General features: G+C 44.4%; 15 protein-coding genes and 1 tRNA gene. 3 read left to right on the forward strand and 13 right to left on the reverse strand.

Annotated features, from left to right (window positions below):
- Window positions 1-170: helix-turn-helix domain-containing protein (locus tag B3Z75_RS14310; protein ID WP_414702908.1), on the reverse strand; the 170-nt coding region annotated here is incomplete at its 3' end.
- 171 nt (window positions 171-341) lie between these two features.
- Between B3Z75_RS14310 and B3Z75_RS13975 the strand changes: the two genes are divergently transcribed.
- The 3 genes from B3Z75_RS13975 to B3Z75_RS13985 all read left to right on the forward strand — a co-directional run bounded on the left by B3Z75_RS13975 (window position 342) and on the right by B3Z75_RS13985 (window position 1189).
- Complete coding sequence (locus B3Z75_RS13975) at window positions 342-668, forward strand: hypothetical protein (protein ID WP_294073006.1); 327 nt, start codon at window positions 342-344, stop codon at window positions 666-668.
- A 10-nt stretch (window positions 669-678) separates the two neighbouring features.
- On the forward strand, window positions 679-897 hold the full coding sequence (locus tag B3Z75_RS13980; RefSeq protein WP_294073009.1) for a hypothetical protein: 219 nt from the start codon (window positions 679-681) through the stop codon (window positions 895-897).
- 109 nt (window positions 898-1006) lie between these two features.
- Window positions 1007-1189 carry a helix-turn-helix domain-containing protein gene (locus B3Z75_RS13985; protein ID WP_294073012.1) on the forward strand — a complete coding sequence of 61 codons (183 nt, stop codon included), beginning with the start codon at window positions 1007-1009 and terminating at the stop codon, window positions 1187-1189.
- 654 nt (window positions 1190-1843) lie between these two features.
- Here B3Z75_RS13985 and B3Z75_RS13990 read toward each other — a convergent pair.
- From B3Z75_RS13990 to B3Z75_RS14040, 12 genes are all read right to left on the reverse strand, one after another.
- Window positions 1844-1914: transfer RNA gene (locus B3Z75_RS13990), tRNA-Gln, on the reverse strand.
- 103 nt (window positions 1915-2017) lie between these two features.
- A complete protein-coding gene (gene tyrS, locus B3Z75_RS13995; RefSeq protein ID WP_294073107.1) occupies window positions 2018-3310 on the reverse strand; it encodes a tyrosine--tRNA ligase in 1293 nt (430 codons plus the stop codon).
- Between the two features lie 105 nt (window positions 3311-3415).
- Window positions 3416-4870, reverse strand: a complete 1455-nt coding sequence (locus B3Z75_RS14000) for a TrkH family potassium uptake protein (RefSeq protein ID WP_294073015.1) — start codon at window positions 4868-4870, stop codon at window positions 3416-3418.
- Window positions 4871-5082: 212 nt separating this feature from the next.
- A complete protein-coding gene (locus B3Z75_RS14005) occupies window positions 5083-6783 on the reverse strand; it encodes a tetratricopeptide repeat protein (protein WP_294073018.1) in 1701 nt (566 codons plus the stop codon).
- Window positions 6784-6953: 170 nt separating this feature from the next.
- Complete coding sequence (gene pdxB / locus B3Z75_RS14010) at window positions 6954-8066, reverse strand: 4-phosphoerythronate dehydrogenase PdxB (RefSeq protein ID WP_294073110.1); 1113 nt, start codon at window positions 8064-8066, stop codon at window positions 6954-6956.
- 2 nt (window positions 8067-8068) lie between these two features.
- Entirely contained in the window at window positions 8069-9538 is a 1470-nt protein-coding gene (gene gltA / locus B3Z75_RS14015; protein WP_294073020.1) for an NADPH-dependent glutamate synthase, read from the reverse strand.
- A 54-nt stretch (window positions 9539-9592) separates the two neighbouring features.
- Complete coding sequence (locus B3Z75_RS14020) at window positions 9593-10375, reverse strand: sulfide/dihydroorotate dehydrogenase-like FAD/NAD-binding protein (protein ID WP_294073023.1); 783 nt, start codon at window positions 10373-10375, stop codon at window positions 9593-9595.
- A 436-nt stretch (window positions 10376-10811) separates the two neighbouring features.
- Window positions 10812-11444: a hypothetical protein gene (locus tag B3Z75_RS14025; RefSeq protein ID WP_294073025.1), complete on the reverse strand. Its 633-nt coding sequence runs from the start codon at window positions 11442-11444 to the stop codon at window positions 10812-10814.
- 31 nt (window positions 11445-11475) lie between these two features.
- The gene (locus tag B3Z75_RS14315; protein WP_414702907.1) at window positions 11476-11640 is read right to left on the reverse strand and encodes a DUF6326 family protein; all 165 of its coding nucleotides are present in this window, start codon (window positions 11638-11640) and stop codon (window positions 11476-11478) included.
- A gap of 9 nt (window positions 11641-11649) precedes the next feature.
- Window positions 11650-12483 carry a hypothetical protein gene (locus tag B3Z75_RS14030; protein ID WP_294073027.1) on the reverse strand — a complete coding sequence of 278 codons (834 nt, stop codon included), beginning with the start codon at window positions 12481-12483 and terminating at the stop codon, window positions 11650-11652.
- A gap of 65 nt (window positions 12484-12548) precedes the next feature.
- Window positions 12549-13634, reverse strand: coding sequence for a hypothetical protein (locus B3Z75_RS14035; RefSeq protein WP_294073029.1), 1086 nt, complete (start codon window positions 13632-13634; stop codon window positions 12549-12551).
- A 28-nt stretch (window positions 13635-13662) separates the two neighbouring features.
- A complete protein-coding gene (locus tag B3Z75_RS14040) occupies window positions 13663-17091 on the reverse strand; it encodes a TonB-dependent receptor (protein ID WP_294073032.1) in 3429 nt (1142 codons plus the stop codon).
- Window positions 17092-17131: the final 40 nt, after the last annotated feature.

A 17131-nucleotide genomic window follows, 5' to 3' on the forward strand; every position in this document is an offset into this window, starting at 1 on the left:
TCAAATAGATCAAGCAAATCAACTTCAAGGGCGTTCGCTATTTCTCTCAATGATCCTACTGTAGGGTTACCATCCAGCCTTTGGTTTAAAGCACTCAGGGTAATTCCCAATTTATCAGCGAATTCCTTTTGCGTATATCCTTTGGCTCTTATTATTTCTTTTATCCTCATACAGTCTATTTTGATGCAAATTTAGCTAAACATACACAGGTGTATAGATAAAACTGTATTAAATTAGGTTAAAATGCAGAAATAACTTGTATTTTGTTTTGTGATATAAAGTTATAACTATATATTTGCATCATTAATATAATTTGATTGTAACATTTAAAATAAAACGCTATGGAACAAAATTCAATTATTGAAAACAAAACAACATCTTCAGAAATGAGAAACGTGACATTATCGAGTGAAACAAAGGAGTTTCTGGTAGCTTACCGAATGACACAAGATGTTGGCGACTTGGTTATTGAAAATATGCTGGAATGCTGGGGTGATTTAAATGAGAAATATATAGAGAAGGAAATGGACCCGCTTTGGCGTTCTATTGGTGAAGTACAAAGACAGATATTACGGCTTATGACAAATGTAATCGATCAGAATCTGGGATTCCGGGATTCCGGGATGTTACGGAGATATAAACCAAGTGAAATTTTATCAATCAATTAATTTAAAAGTCATGACAACAAAACAACAGATTCAGGATTTTAATGCACAATTGGAAAGCATCAACGTATTGCTTAACAACATGAGTACAGTTTCGGCAGATTATTTGAAACCCGATAATCTGAATGGAGCAGAAGAGTTTATCAGGGAGGTTCATCACACATCGGAACTTTGCGCCATAGCGATGGACGGAGTCAGACAGAAGATGATGGATTTTGAGAAATCATTGTAGCAACTATTAGACACAAAAATTTTACCGTCCTTGTTTGTGAAAATAGGGGTGGTTGTTTAAAAACTTTATATATTTGAGCTCAGATTATTATTCACCAAACAAATGCATCATGAAAAAGTTTTACACGCCAAAAGAGGTAGCCGAAATGTATGATCTTCATTACACCACGGTTATCAATTACATACACGACGGGTTGTTCGGATTGGTAAGGAAAGCTCCGGGCAGAACCGGTAGGCTGAAATTAAGCGACGAAAATCTACAAACATTCGACAATAATTTACTAAAGCTATGAACGAAGAAAAAATGGATAATTTTGTTTATCGTTCAAAATACCTGTTTATTTCACCCCAAAAGTATACCGCTTGAATATTACTATATATTACAGAATGAATGCTTTATTTGAAAAACTTAAAATGAGATTAAAAAAACTCCACTTTATGCAACTTGATTGGTGGGGGGTTAGTGTTGGGTGCCACACATAGAAATGGTGGAATATGCCTTGTATGCATAGACGATATAAAAATTTCTGTTGTTGCCAACATGGAGGGTTGCGAGTATGTTGTTAACCCAATAGCAACTAAAAGATTTTACGATAGACTGAATGAAATAAACAGTTTTAAGAAACAGTAGACGTCACAACTCTTCCCAACATTGCAATAACCTGCATTAATATTGAAAAAGGTAATGCGGGGATAATGACCGCTGATCAATTTATAATCAATAGGAATGCTACAATAAAATATATATCTGAGTTGCAAGAGATAAACAATTACGGACAAGATCGATTAGGCGGCTACAATTCTGAATCAGTCAAATATCGAGAGTTATCAAAACTCATTAAATCAATCAATGAGAAAGATGCCACATATTTGGGGAAGTATCAAGGGAATAGATTTTTTAAAAAGAAATAACCGATTGAAAATCAATCGGTTATAACGTGTTAGTGTTGTCCCACAAGGACTCGAACCTTAACTGGCTGAACCAAAATCAGATGTGCTACCATTACACCATGGGACAATCCTTCGTCGCTTCGTGAAAAGCAGTGCAAAAGTAGTGTAATAATTTTAACTTTCCAAATATTTCAACTCTATTTTACCCGCAAATTGTTTTGTGTGGAAAACTATTCGGCAATTAGCAGGAAATAGTTTTTTTTCCCTCGCTGGGCCAGGATGTATTTATTGCCGATGAGGTGTGATGCGGCGATGACTTCGTCGAACGATTCAAGCTTTTCTTTGTTGATCATTACACCGCCGGCCTGCACGGTTTTGCGCATCTCACCTTTGGAGGGAAAGACAGCCGCATCGTCGGTAAGCAGGTCCACCGCTTTGACACCTGCGCTTAGTTTGTCTTTTGAGATTGTAAATTGAGGCACTCCTTCAAACACCTGTAAAAATGTTTCTTCGTCGATGGCACGCAATGTTTGGGAAGTTGATTTTCCAAAAAGAATCTGCGATGCATTCACTGCCATGTCATAATCTTCCCGCGAGTGTACCATCACGGTAATCTCTTCTGCCAGCTTCTTTTGCAGGGGACGTAAATGGGGTGCCGATTGTTGTTGGGCTACCAGCGATTCGATCTCTTCTTTTGTGAGAGAGGTGAAGATCTTAATGTATTTCTCGGCATCGGCATCGCTTACGTTCAACCAGAACTGATAGAACTTATAGGGTGATGTATAGCGCCGATCGAGCCATACATTGCCGGTCTCCGTCTTCCCAAACTTACCGCCGTCGGCTTTGGTAATCAGCGGACACACCAGGGCATAGGCTTCACCACCCTCCACGCGGCGTATCAGCTCTGTGCCGGTAGTGATGTTTCCCCATTGATCGGAGCCTCCCAGTTGCAAACGGCAGCCCTTTTCCCTGTAGAGGTGCAGAAAATCGTACCCCTGCATTAACTGATAGGAGAACTCGGTGAACGACATTCCTTCGCTCGACTCACCGCTGAGGCGTTTTTTTACGGAGTCTTTCGCCATCATGTAGTTTACGGTGATGTGCTTCCCGATATCCCGGATGAAGGTCAAAAAGGTGTAATCTTTCATCCAGTCGTAGTTGTTCACCAACAAAGCCCTATTGGGGATGTCACTCTCAAAATCGAGGAATTTGGCCAGCTGGGTTTTGATGGCTTCCTGGTTGTGTCGCAAGGTTTCTTCGTCGAGGAGTTTGCGCTCCGCCGATTTCATAGAGGGGTCGCCAATCATTCCTGTGGCGCCTCCCACCAGTGCGATGGGGGTGTGCCCGGCGCGTTGAAAGTGTTTTAACATCATCACGCCCACAAGATGGCCTATATGCAGAGAATCGGCTGTGGGGTCTATTCCCAGATAGCCCGAAGTTTGTTCTTTCAATAACTGTTCTTCCGTGCCGGGCATTACATCCTGTATCATCCCACGCCAACGGAGCTCTTCTACAAAATTCATCATCATTTCAGCTGTCAAACGTATTAAAAAATTGCTGCAAAGGTACAAAAAGTAATCGGGATTTCATTCCGGTGAACTTGCCAATATCCTTTTATCCTTTCTGCGTTAACGTTTTCTTTTTAGCGATATCATCATAAAGAGGGCAAACACGTTCATGATCTCCAGACGTCCCAGGAGCATATTGGCAGAGAGTATGTATTTTGCTGCATCGGGCAGGTGGTTGTAGTTACCCATCGAGCTTACTCCGCCAAAGCCCGGGCCCACATTGCCAAGAGTTGCTATGGATACCGAGAAGGCTGTTGTCCCGTCTATGTCCATCGCGGTAAGTAAAAGCGCAGTAAGCGAGAATGTGAGGATGTAGAGAATCATAAAAGCCATGATCTGCATTTCCAGTTTTTGGTCGATTACCTGTTTGTCCATTCTCACAACATACATTCCTTCGGGATGCAGAATAAGCTTTAGCTGCTTTTTTACGGATCCAAAGAAGAGATAAATCCGGTCAAATTTAATCCCTCCTGCAGTGGATCCCACCATGCCGCACTGAACGGAGAAATAGATGAGGATGAGGATGGAAAAAATGGGCCAGGCCGCGGTATCCACAGTCGCATACCCCGTGGTGCTTGTCAGGGAGACGACCTGAAATGCGGCGATCCGGAATGATTCCCAGAAGCCATAGTATTGATCGTTTGTGAGTTGCAGGGCAATCAGGATGATCCCGATGAGTATCACCACAACATACATGCGTGTGGGGCGGGAGCTGAACAGATTGTACTTTTTCCTTGCCATGGTTCCGTAGATTAGCCCGAAATGCATGCTGCTGATGAGCATGAAAAACGTGATGATCATCTCAATCCAGACACTGTCATAGGCTGCGATGCTTGCGTTTTTGGTAGAGAACCCGGAAGTGGAGACGGTGGTAAGAGAATGACAGGTGGCATCGAAAAGATTCATTCCCGCCGCCTTCAGCAAAATTATTTGGGAAATGATCAGGCTGAAATAGACCGTGGCGATGATGCGCAGAATATGTCGCGAACGAATGGTGAAGCTCATTTTCGACAAGCTGGATACCTCCGCACGATAAAAGCTGGACATTGCACCCCTTTTCTCGGGAAGAATCAACAGCACAAACAATACGATGCCCACACCGCCAATGAATGAGGTGGAAGAACGCCAGAAGAGCAGTCCTTTGGGTAATGCTTCAACATCATTCAAAATGGTTGCCCCGGTAGTGGTGTATCCCGATACACTTTCAAAAAGGGCATTGGGCACTGAGTTGAATTCGCCTCCCCATATTAAATAGGGAAGCATCCCGGCGATGCAGGTGATAAACCATCCGACGACGCTGATAGCCAGTCCTTCGTGAAAATTCAATTCTCCATATTGTTTGGTGGAAAAATGGAGTAAACTACCCAAGATAGAACATGTCAAAGCGCTTATTAGCAATGCATTCAATGATTGTTCGTGATTGAAAAAAGATATGGCTGCCGAGATGAAGAGGAACAGCGAATTAAACAATAGGATGTAACCCAAATATTTTATAACAGCTTTTGTCCGGATCATATGCGATGTAGTTATCCGTTGTCCGTAGATCTCTTTTGGAGACAACGTGGAAACGCAGAGACAAAATTACATTATTTTTTAAAAATTCACTCTTACGGCTCTTGCTTATTTGTAAAGAGGAACCGATAATTCGTCCCGACTGCGATGATGTATTCCGTGGAATAAAAAAAGTGGGCCTGGAGGGGCCCACTTTCGTATGTTGTCCGTTGTTATTAATTCAGGATCGACATAAATTCCTGGTTGGTGCGGTATTTTGCAAATTCCAGGTCGTTGGCTGCCCTGGTGGCAAAGGTGCGGTCGCGACCGATTGCGGTGCGCAGGTTTGCAGCCACGTCGTTGAAGTTATTTGTTCTTGAGGCGATGATGGCCAGCAGGTAGGCGGTAGTAGCATCGGGAGCTTCCACCGACTCGAGAGTTTGTTTGGCTTTGTTGTAATCTCTTACCAACAGTTGTGCCAAACCGGCGTTGTTTGTCCGGTTGTTACCGTAGGCGCCTACTGCCTGATTGTAGTTGCCCTGCAACAGGCTGAGCAGCCCCATTGCTTCGTCGAGGCTGGCAGCACCGGCAGAACGGCCCATCAACTCATTGGCTGTTTGCAGGTCGTTGTCCATGATGGCCAGCAACGCTTTGTTCATATTTACTTCCGGAGCGGAAGGGTTTACCTGTGCAGCGCGGTCGAATGCCTGTTTTGCTTTCGCATAATCGCCCTGTTTGTAGAACATGGTTCCAATGTTGTTCCATCCTCTGTAATCGTTTGAAAAGTTAGCCGTAACATACTGGTAAATACGTTCTTTTACTTTCTCGTCGTTGGTGAGGGTAGAGGCATAAAGCAGTTCTTCAACCGATAGTTCTTTCGGGTTGTTTTTCCAGGCAGTCATGATCTCTTCGTCGGACTTACCAATGATCTCAATATTTGCCGTGATACGTGAACGGCGCAGTTGGGGCAGAATGGTTGTGGCAAGGTCCTCGAACACATAAGAGATATTCTTGATCTCCTTTTCGCGCGTTTCTGAGTCGGGATACATTTCCAGAACTCTTAAAATAAGTTCTTTATCCTGCAGGTTAGAGGCGGAGACGAGCTGACGGAAGCCATCCCAGTCTTCGGCTGTGTAGCGGGCATATACATCCGTGTTGATGTTTCGCTTGCTCAATTCATTTTCCAAATATTTGGACGTATTCTTTTCACGCTGAGCAGCAAGTTGTTCGTTGAGCGAAAGGCCGCCATCGGGTGATGCATAGGCCGATACTTCTACGTTCACGTTTTGTTTGGGGTCGTTGAATGCCTGTTCCACACGGCGTTTCCATTCTGTTAAGTCGCGTTTGTTCAATTCACTCTGACGCAGGTTGGCTTGTTGAATCACAAACATGATGTTAGCCTCCTGTGCTTCCTGGATAATTCGCTGAAATCCGTCATCCGCCACAGAGGGTGTGGTGGTTTTTACGTCGGCAAGTGCCGAAGTGGCAATCACCCCGTCGGCCACTTTCAAGTCGGGCAGGGCAGACTGCTTGTTTTTGATTCTCCCGTCGAAACGAAGGTAAAGTTCCGATGATTGCATTTCGGGCGAGTAAGGGAACGTAGTAGTGATAGTGAAGTTCCCGCCTCTGCTGTGGGGGATTGTCACCCTATTTCCGGAGATACTCTCCCCTTGATAGCTAAATGGTGTGCCGGCTATTTCGTTGCCCCCAAACTTGAGTATGGGCGTAACGGTTAGGGTAGCATTTTTATGGAACCACTTTTCGGGGAAAGTACCGTTTACGGTAACCGGGATTTGGTTTCCTACAGTTTCCAGCGGTGTTGGTGTAACGTTAAAGTTGTTTTGCGAAAGCGGTTTAAGCTTACTGCTGCAGGAGGTAGTGAATAATACCACCGCCGCAGCAAACAAAAAAGATAAAAGACGCGATTTTCTGTTCATTTGGATAAAGTTTAATATGAATTTAATTGATCAATTTTCCAACGAGTTATAGCAGACAAATATATTCAATTCCGTGCAATTAAAAAAGCGCCGTTTGCCTTATTAACGTTAAATTCTGCCACAGAAAGGGCGAGACTGTCCCCCATGTTTTTATCTGTTTCCGGGACGCCTCATAGTGTAAAACCCAGTTGATGGAGTTTATCAGCTGCGAAAGGTGCCGCATGAGTAACCCGATAAGCGGGATACTCTCTTCTCAATGGATAATGGGAACGAAACCAATAAAATTTGTCCGGGGATAATTTGAGCGCATTTGTTTCCGTCACTGGATTATAGGTGTGCCACACGGCGTGAGTCAGCTGTGCTTCGGCAGGTATGTTGCTCAGATCAATGACCGGCAGTTGGGGTGCCGGGATATCCTCGTATTGTGGGTTGATGTCCAGGACGAAGAAACTGCTCAGGTTTTCAAGGCTCATCCTGGTGGCTGTCCACTTGCCATCGGCGCTGTATCCGGCAATATGAGGCGTGGCAATATCTGCCATGGCAAGCAGTTCCCTGTCGATATCCGGTTCATTTTCCCAGCAATCGATCACCACCCCCGCAATTTCACCTACACGTAGTGCATTTTTTAGCGCCTTGTTGTCCGTGATGCCTCCGCGTGCAGCATTGATGATGAAAGGTTTTCTGGCAACGGTGTGCAGAAATGACTCATCCGCCAGGTGGAACGTAGCATGCTTCCCGGTTTTGGTCAGGGGAGTATGAAAGGTGATGATGTCGGCTTGTTGTTTAATCATCTCCAGCTCCACAAATTTACCATCGCTATTTCCTTCTTCTTCCTCCCTGGGCGGGTCGTTCAGCAGCACGTTCATTCCCAGCTTCCGACAGGCTACCTCAACCTTGCTGCCTACATTCCCAACTCCCACAATGCCAATGGTTTTTCCTTGTAATCTGAATTGATGCTTTTCGGCCAGGCAGAGCAGGGAGGCTGTAATATACTGTTCCACCGAGTTGGCATTGCATCCCGGTGCGGTGCGCCAGGTTATCCCGTGTGAATCGCAATAGTCCGTATCGATATGATCGTATCCTATGGTGGCCGAACAGATCAGCTTCACAGCGGTACCGTCAAGTATCTCCTCGCCGAAGTGTGTGACGGTGCGCACGATCAACGCGTCTTTTTCTTTGATTGCTTCGCGGGTAAATTGATTTCCGGGCAGGTATTCAACTTCGCCGAATTGTTCAGCCACCCCTTTCAGGTAGGGGATATGGGCATCGGCCAGGATCTTTATCTTCATAACGACTTGTTTAAATGTGCATGCATTGCTTTGGCTGCTTTCCTCCCGTCGCCCATTGCAAGGATTACGGTAGCTCCACCGCGAACGATATCACCACCGGCGTAAATCATTTCGTCGGCGGTCTGCATGGTGTCGTTGTTTACGACGATGGTGCCCCACGAGGTAACTTCCATTCCGGTGAATGTTTGTGGAATCAGCGGGTTGGGGGAAACTCCCACGCTCACAATCACTTCGTCGACCTCCAGCCAGAGCGTGTCGCCCTCAATGGGTACGGGACGGCGACGGCCCGACTGATCCGGCTCTCCGAGCTGCATCCGTTGCAGGAGCATGCGTTGAACATGTCCCCGCTCATCACCTTCGTAACGGAGCGGGTTGTGCAACGTGTAGAAATCGATGCCCTCTTCTTTGGCATGCTTGATCTCTTCCACACGAGCGGGCATCTCTTCCTCCGAACGGCGGTAGATGATCATGGCCTTTTCTGCACCCAGCCGGCGTGCGGTACGCACTGCATCCATGGCTGTATTACCACCACCAACTACAGCAACTCTCTTTCCTTTGTATACCGGGGTATCGCTATCAGGATCGGCCGCCTGCATCAGGTTCACACGGGTGAGGTATTCGTTGCACGACATGATGCCGATGAGGTTCTCTCCCGGGATATTCATAAAGTTGGGAAGTCCGGCCCCACTGCCGACAAAAATGCCGCTGAATCCATCTTCCCGGAGATCTTCCTGTGAGATGGTCTTCCCTATGATGCAGTTTGTCTCGAACTTTACGCCCATTTTTTTGAGTCCGTCAATCTCAACATCTACAATTTCGTTGGGCAGCCGGAATTCAGGAATACCGTAACGAAGGACCCCTCCCAGTTCGTGGAGGGCCTCAAATACGGTGACATCGTACCCATATTTGACCATGTCTCCGGCAAAAGCCAAACCCGCCGGCCCTGAACCCACGACAGCAATTTTAGTACCGTTGGCGGGCGCTGTCTGGGGAATGGAGATGCTTCCGCTCATCCGCTCGTAGTCGGCTGAAAACCGCTCCAGGTGGCCAATTGCAACGGGTTCTTTCTTGAGTTTCAACGTGTAAAAACATTGACTCTCGCATTGGCGCTCCTGGGGACAAACACGCCCACATACCGCCGGTAGGGCGCTGGTTTCTTTCAGCGTGCGGGCTGCTTCCAGATAGTCGCCTCGTTCGATGTTCTTGATAAACTTCGGGATGTTGATCTCTACAGGACAACCGGTTATGCAGGTAGGATCCACGCAGTCGAGACAGCGGTGTGACTCTTCCCGGGCAAGTGCTTCTGACAGGCCAAGGTTTACTTCATCATAGGTATGGCTGCGTACCTCCGGATCCACCTCGGGCATCTTCACCCGCGGGATGGCTGTACGGTCTTTGTTCTTCATCGATTTGCGCAGGGCTTCACGCCACTCCTGTGCCCTTTCCGCCTGTAAATATTCGCTCATTTTTTTATGATTGTTTCTTCCTGATTGATAACCCAAAAAGTATGCCCGCTTTGTTCAGTTATATGCCTTTAGCCGCATCAGCATTTCGTCGAAATCTACCTGATGTGCATCGAACTCGGGCCCGTCGATGCAGACAAATTTTGTTTTTCCGCCTACGGTAACACGGCAGGCGCCACACATACCCGTGCCGTCCACCATGATGGTGTTGAGTGAGGCAAGTGTAGGCACTTCGTATTTTTTTGTCAGTTGTGCCACAAACTTCATCATGATGGCGGGGCCAATGGTAACACAAAGGTCTACTTTTTCCCTTTGTATTACTTTTTCCACTCCGTTGGTAACCAATCCCTTCTCTCCGTATGAACCGTCGTCGGTCATGATGATAACCTCGTCGGAGTACTTGCGTACCTGTTCTTCCAATATAATCAGTTCTTTTGTACGTGCCGCCAGAACGGTGATGACCCTGTTTCCGGCCTTTTTCATGGCTTCAATGATGGGAAGCATGGGAGCTACCCCAACACCTCCCCCTGCACAGATAACGGTGCCGAAGTTTTCAATGTGGGTAGCTTTACCGAGTGGACCCACCATGTCGGTAATGTAGTCGCCTACTTCAAGCTGGCATATCTTTTCAGACGATTTGCCCACACGCTGGATGACCAGCGTAATGGTACCCTTCTGGGGGTCGGCAGCAGCGATGGTGTAAGGCACACGCTCCCCCTTCTTTCCTACACGTACGATTACGAAATGGCCTGCTTTGCGGCTCCTGGCGATAAGTGGTGCCTCTACTTCAAAACATACAACTTTCTCCGAAAAATTTTCTTTTGCAATAATCTTGTTCATACCCGATTGGTTATATGCTACAAAATTACATAATTTTTCTGTGAGTTGAAGAGGCTGTTTCAAAATAGAGGCAGTCTCTATTTCTTGTACTATGTTAAAAAGAACGGTAAATTCTCATTTCTCACAACGAAAAATTGCCTAATAGCCTAAAGATTAGCACTTTTTAAGTGCCCTTAAAGTAGTACGATAACATAGAAGAGCTATCGCGCAATGATATCCGGTTCTTGTGGCTAAGCGGGACGAATGTCTCGGATCATAAGTACAATGTGGAGGCTGCGATCAAACAGCGTAAGAAAAGTGATTACAAATTGTACAACAAAGATATTCCAGGTGATCGAGCACAATTAGATGTAACAAAATTAAGAGCTGGAGCTTACCAGTTTACAACTATTGATGATTGTACCAGAATAATAGTTATTCGTATTTATATCTGAATTCACTCAAGTTGAATATAACCTCCTTGTTCAAATTCAATATAGGGTGAGTTAATTACATTTTCCTTAAATTCCTCAATAGACTGGGGATTTAAATCTTTCAGCCCCACTCTTATTTGGCTGTTTAATTCATCCAAAGCTGCACTAAGTATATTTTGAGCAACTTTATTGTTTCTTTTATCAGATATATACTTGTTAATCGTATCCATTATTTCATTGAGCTCGACAAAAGAAATATCAGTCTGTTTGAAAATAACATCTTTTCCTTTTATACGCTCTTCAATTTCGGCGCGATAATCCGAAGGATTGCCTTTTATAAGGATGACAAAATTTCCATTGTCGTCGATGTACGATCCGCCATAATAATCGGGACGGGTTGAATAGGTGCCGTATCCCGACGCTTCAAATGATTCCATTAAATTCATATGGTAGGTCATTGAACGGTCATGATTGGCTACAAACTGACGAGGCAAATCTTTATACTCAGGAATATCCATTCCGATAAGATAGGTTGTGTCAGCAGGCGTGACTACTGTGTCATTGTATTGTGCGGACGACGATCCAGTCTCTTTGGTCTTTGTATGACAAGAGGCTGCGACCATAAAGATGAAGATTAAAATTGAAATATGTTTCATAACTTTTTTGTGCTAATATACAAATAATAAATCAGAGCTCACTTTTTTCTTTCCATCTCCAGGCATAAAGGAAAATGAAAACAGAGGTGGATATTTCAATCATGGAGAAAAAGATATAATGTAACGTGTTAGAATCTGCAAAAAGCGATCCGGCTTGTACAAGCGTTAAAACCACTCCGAAGATCATGTTTGACAATCTATTTATTTACCAGTCTACCGCACTGAATTGTTTGATAAAATCATTTTCCCGGATCTTTTCAATACTTATAAGATAACTGACCACTCTTCCTCGTTGGTCTAACACGGGAAACGTACTCTTCTCCTTTTTTGTCAAGTCTATTTCATTGTTTTCCGTGTATTCTGACCCGGTGGGAAAAGCGATTATATCGGTACCCGACTTGTAATAGGATAGTTCGATCCTATAAATATCGGGGCTGGCAAACATGCTTTGGGGTGTGTAATCCACATACTTCCACTGAAAAGGTTTTAAATCCTTGACAAGAACCATTTTCTCTTCTTTTATCGTAGAACTGCCGTCGGGATTACTTATATAAATGGATGTTTTCGCCACAATGTCAATCGCATCTTTGAATAGAGGGTCGGCCAGAAAAAAGCCCACTTTATTGGTGTTAGGGTCGGGTGCCGGGGGATTGTAGACATTTTCCCCATTCACATAGGTAAATCCGTATCGTTGCCTCAGTACGCCTTTTTTTATGGGTTGCTCCAAATATATCTTTCCGGTAGTTTTCCCTTTCAGTGTAAGCACCGGATTATCGGCAGAATAGTAGAGGTATGCAAAGGAAAAAGGGATATATTCATCCGGATAAAAGGAGGTGGGTTTTTCATAATAACGGGAATTCTTATAGATAATGGTATCAATTTGTATCTCTAATTCTTCGCCGGTATTGTTAAACCCGGTCAACCTTACTTCGGTAGCCATAAAACTTTCTTCCTCTTTGTTGCACCCGGCAAGGGAAATAAATGCCACCCCCAAAAGAAGAAGGCAAATGCGTTGGAATGATTGAATGGTTGTTATCATATTAATTGTTTCGTTTTAAATTCGGTAATTATGAGACATGCTCATGTGTCAGGTGAAAATATTATTTACAGTTGCATCCCCCTAAGACCACCATATTGCTCGTAAATAAAGAAACACCTAACACTGCCCTTGCTCCCGTCGGTAGGGAATAAAGGAGTTCCATATTCATCACCCGAGGTGAAGCTGGAATTGATGTCGCCCCCCTTATAGGGCTCTTCTGTTCCGGCTTTGTAAAATACCACATAGTAATATCCGTTAATAAGGGTGTCAAATGTAACATCTAAATACGCCCACTGATTGGGAATAATGTTTTGCCCCAGCACGCCAAGAGGTTCAAAGTTTTCGTCCACAATCGTTATGTCATATGGTTCTCCTGTATCGCTCTTCAGATATATGCCTACTTTATTGATTGTAGCATCGGCCACGGGTGGAACGGGGTCTTCAAGTTTTACCTCAAAACTACCCGATGGCACAATGACAGCTCCAACATTGTAACTTTCTTCCTCTATTTTAGAAATATCAATTTTTTTTGTTCCTAACGTTTTGCCTGTAGGGCCATCCACAATGGTAACTGTAATAATTTCATTGTAATCCAAAGGGAAAAAAGTCTCGCTTCCTTCTCTGAAAGCCGTTATCTCACTGGCTTGACCTTTACCTCCGGGAAGTTGGGCATTGGAGGTTTCGACAGTGAATTCATTGGCCGTGAAGTTCAATATTTCAATGGTTATGTTGATGGTTTTATACTCCTTATGGTTTTTTCCGTAAAGCCAGGCGAAATCCAGTGTATGTACATTTTCACCGTTTACCTGAAAAGGAGCACTGAACAACTCCTTTTTTGTGACGGCGTCAATCACTTTCAGGGTAAGATCTTTCTCCCTGTCGTTGAGCATAAAAGTGCTCGAAAGGTCTATTTTGCTACCCGGCTTGTATTCTTTTACTACGGAAAAGTAGCCATCATATAGAGTGTCTCCGTAAATAGTCATCACCATCGGGTTTTCATCTACATATACACCCTTGATCCTTATCGTGGCAGCATCTGTAAAATAGAGGTAGTCTTTTTCCATATCGCCACCGCCTGAACAGGCTACCATTGTCACTATCATGAATAAGAGCAGCCCTTTGATATAATTTGTCCTATTAATTTGTTTCATTTTTTACATTATTATTGAAATGTCTCGTTTAAAAAGAATATGAAAGCGATAAACTGAAGGCCGTACCCGTTTTTTTCTTATAGGTATCATCATCTCCCTTTCTAATCTTGACTACATTGTCTCCTTCTCCTTGCTTTTCAAAATAACCCCACTGGTAATTTTCGTCGAAACCATATATCCACTCATAACTGTCTTCCCAGTAATCGGTTTTCGAATCATAATCGTCTCTTATTTTATAGGTATACCCCCCGTTGGTAAAAAAATGATACGGAGTATTAAGAATGTTGGAAATATTGAGCTTTAACTTTAAGTTTTTATTTCTAAGAAAGTTATAACTTATTTGCGCGTCCATTTGATCGCGTTCTCTTTCAAACTCAACAAGGCGGGGGTCGCCGCTGGTTGCAAATGTTTTATTTCCCATGTGGTTGAAAGCCAGATTTATGCCCAGCCTTTCGTCTTGATATTGAATGCCGAAGTTGTAAAGTATGGGTACCTGTCCATACAGGGGCCTTTTCATTTTCAACAGCTTTTCAATACGTATGCTGTATCCGTTTCCGTTATGGTCGGAACCGATATACTCTTTTTCAAAAAAACGTGCCTGCACCTCAGACTTTTGGAGGGTGAGGTTACCATAGATATAGATGTTACTCAACGGTTGAAAACCGGGGTATAGGAACGACAGGTTTTTCCTCGCGTCAAACTCCCATCCTGTTACTTTAGCCGATTTGGAGTTCTGTGTAAGCACTTTTGTCTTTTGGCTGGTGTCAAAAATACCCCGGTACAGCTCCACCGGATTGTCAAAGTCTTTTTTGAAATAGCCCACCGACAGTACTTCACCGGGGGTGGGGAACCATTCTATTTTAGCGTCGTAGTGAGTAATTTTTGTAGAAAGTACCCCTTCGTTAATTTGGTAAGTACCCCATTCAGGATTAAAACGCGTGAATTTCGAGTTCTCAATCAATCCGGGTCTCACCACCGATTTGGCATAAGATCCCCGAATATTGAGATTCTTCAACGGAGTGAGGGTCAAGGCTGCCGAGGGGAGATAGTGCCATTTCACTTCATCGGCTTCCACATCCGTCCTTTCGGACACTACCCTGCCGGTTTCAGGGTTTACAAAGTAGCTCTTGGGCATGTTTTTCTGTTTTTCCGGGTCCACGTAAGTGTAGGAATTGCTTCCTTCAGAGTATATGCCATCATATTCATACGATTCAACGCGTAGACCCCATACAAGTCTAAACCAATTGGTCAGGCGGTTGTCCATCATCCCGAAGTAAGCGATGTTGGTGTTTTTCCCTTCATACCGTTGTAAATCCCATAGCTGGGGAAAGTAGAACACATCCTCTTTAGGCTCTTTCATGTCCAGGTCAATAGCCCAGATAGGCAGGTTGTCATATTTATTATTAAATCCTTTTCTTCCTATCGGCAGTTGTGACCACTTGAATTTACCGTGGCGCTCCAGGGATTGTATTCCCGCTTTAATCCTCTGTGATTTGTTGAGCATCTTGAATTCGTATGACAAGGATGCCTCGGCGCTCCAGTTGGTTTCATCATAAAAATATTGCGACCTTTTTAACCAGGGGACATAAGATTGTGCTTCTCCCGTGTGGAAACCGGCCAACACATATTTGTAAAACATGTCGTCGTCGTTGAACTTGAATACCGGTTTATCGTCCCAGCTGTTTAATCCGGGTAAGTTGGTGAATTTTATGGGAACTAGGTATGCTTCAACGGCATCTAACTCGTTGTTCAACACTTTCCCGCGGGCTGCCGCCCAGGTAAACGTAAAGTTTTTGAGGAATCGATGTTCCCCTTCCAGTTTATTTTGCAGCAAATCTAAAAATTTAGGGCTGTCAAACTCCCTGATGACGGGGTAAATTTTTCCATACATCTCCACAGACATGTCCTCTCCTGTACCCACAATCCGGTAAAATGTGTTGTTGAACATGCGCGAATACATGTTTTTTGTAAAAATGGAGTGATTCTCCGTTTGCCATCCACCGTTTAGCAGTACCGCCCATGTTGTATTGAACTTGTAGTTCTTGGCATTGTTTTCATAATATTGTTTTTCCGTCTCAAAATCGTAAAGGTTGGTACCCATCTTGTCAAACGGGCCGCGCTCGTAATGAAGGATGTCTTCTATCGATTGTTCGTTACGGTATGTCAAGGCGCCTACAAAGCCTAGCCGGCTCATTTTGGTGCGGCCTAGGTCGTAGCTTCTGCCAATGGAGAAATTGTAGTTTTGTCCGGGCATGGTTTTGTACTTTCGGGTGCCCAGGCGTTCCAAACCTCCAATTTTTTTGTTTTGCTCCCGCACCTGCTCAACAGTGAGTGGAGTAAAGTTTTCCGGTTCAAAATCGAGAAGGAACATGGTATTCATGACCGGGAAAAGTCCCTCGGGAAAATGATCCCTTACCCCGTCGTCCATACCCAGGTAATCCCATTTACCCCTGCCGTATCCCATAAATCGTTTGCCCGTATAATGGGGACTGAACTTGCCCCCGACAGACATTTTAATGAAATTCTCATCGGGCACGGAGATGGTGTTGATCTGCACCAGCCCGCCCCCAAAGCCAAAACTAAGGTCCGGCGTATAACTTTTGGATACCACCACATTATCTATTAAGTCGTTCGGAATAATGTCAAACTCGAAATCACGCGTTTGCACATCGGTACTGGGTAGTGTCACCCCATCCAATTGCGCCACATTATATCGTTCCGCGATTCCCCTCACAATTACTTTACTGTTATTTACCGTACTCACTCCCGATATACGCTTCAGTACCTCACCCACATTCTTGTCGGGTAGCGTGCTGATTTGTTGCGACGAGATAACGGAGCTTACTTCGGCTTTGGTTTGTTGCAGCTTCAGCATTCCATTGGTGGAGGCTTTGTTGTAGGTAGCTGTGACCACTACCTCTCCCAATTCAGTACTTTCGGTATTTAGAGAAACATCCAAAGGTGTGTTTTTTCCTTCGTTAATCTTCACCCCCGTCACCCGTTGTGTCTGGTAGCCTATGTATCCTATTTCTATGGTGTAGGTACCTGCCGGAAGAGATAATCTGAAATTACCATTTATATCGGAAGCTGTACCTATGGTTTGGTCACTGACCTTCACCGTCGCTCCCGGTAAAACCTCTCCGCTTTCATCCACAATTTTACCCGAAAGGGTCCCTTCCTTTTGTGCGGGAGTTTCGACTACGGGACTTGCGAGTGCAGCTGCTTCTTTTTCCAGAACTGAAAAGTAGTTATCGCGTATTTTTCGATACATCCATCTTGTGTTCTTGAGCGATTCATACAGCCATTCTTCCATGTTATTGGTGTGAGCAGTAAATTCGGGCAGCTGCTCGTCGTTTTTGATTGCTGTTTTGTTGTAGGTAACTACCTGCCCCGTGTTTTTACCTATTTCGTTCATCCGTTCCAACCGGGATATGATTCTTTCGCGTGGGAACTTCATAGACTGTATTTCCGCATGGATACTGCTTATGCTCAATATT

The organism is Proteiniphilum sp. UBA1028, assembly GCF_002316955.1.
Lineage (GTDB): Bacteria > Bacteroidota > Bacteroidia > Bacteroidales > Dysgonomonadaceae > Proteiniphilum.

Bases quoted from the DNA above. Each gene is read 5' to 3' on its own strand.
- B3Z75_RS13975 (WP_294073006.1), top strand. From the start codon at position 342: ATGGAACAAAATTCAATTATTGAAAACAAAACAACATCTTCAGAAATG.
- B3Z75_RS13980 (WP_294073009.1), top strand. From the start codon at position 679: ATGACAACAAAACAACAGATTCAGGATTTTAATGCACAATTGGAAAGC.
- B3Z75_RS13985 (WP_294073012.1), top strand. From the start codon at position 1,007: ATGAAAAAGTTTTACACGCCAAAAGAGGTAGCCGAAATGTATGATCTT.
- tyrS (WP_294073107.1), bottom strand. From the start codon at position 3,310: ATGAATTTTGTAGAAGAGCTCCGTTGGCGTGGGATGATACAGGATGTA.
- B3Z75_RS14000 (WP_294073015.1), bottom strand. From the start codon at position 4,870: ATGATCCGGACAAAAGCTGTTATAAAATATTTGGGTTACATCCTATTG.
- B3Z75_RS14005 (WP_294073018.1), bottom strand. From the start codon at position 6,783: ATGAACAGAAAATCGCGTCTTTTATCTTTTTTGTTTGCTGCGGCGGTG.
- gltA (WP_294073020.1), bottom strand. From the start codon at position 9,538: ATGAGCGAATATTTACAGGCGGAAAGGGCACAGGAGTGGCGTGAAGCC.
- B3Z75_RS14020 (WP_294073023.1), bottom strand. From the start codon at position 10,375: ATGAACAAGATTATTGCAAAAGAAAATTTTTCGGAGAAAGTTGTATGT.
- B3Z75_RS14025 (WP_294073025.1), bottom strand. From the start codon at position 11,444: ATGAAACATATTTCAATTTTAATCTTCATCTTTATGGTCGCAGCCTCT.
- B3Z75_RS14030 (WP_294073027.1), bottom strand. From the start codon at position 12,483: ATGATAACAACCATTCAATCATTCCAACGCATTTGCCTTCTTCTTTTG.
- B3Z75_RS14035 (WP_294073029.1), bottom strand. From the start codon at position 13,634: ATGAAACAAATTAATAGGACAAATTATATCAAAGGGCTGCTCTTATTC.
- B3Z75_RS14040 (WP_294073032.1), bottom strand. From the start codon at position 17,091: ATGAAGTTCCCACGCGAAAGAATCATATCCCGGTTGGAACGGATGAAC.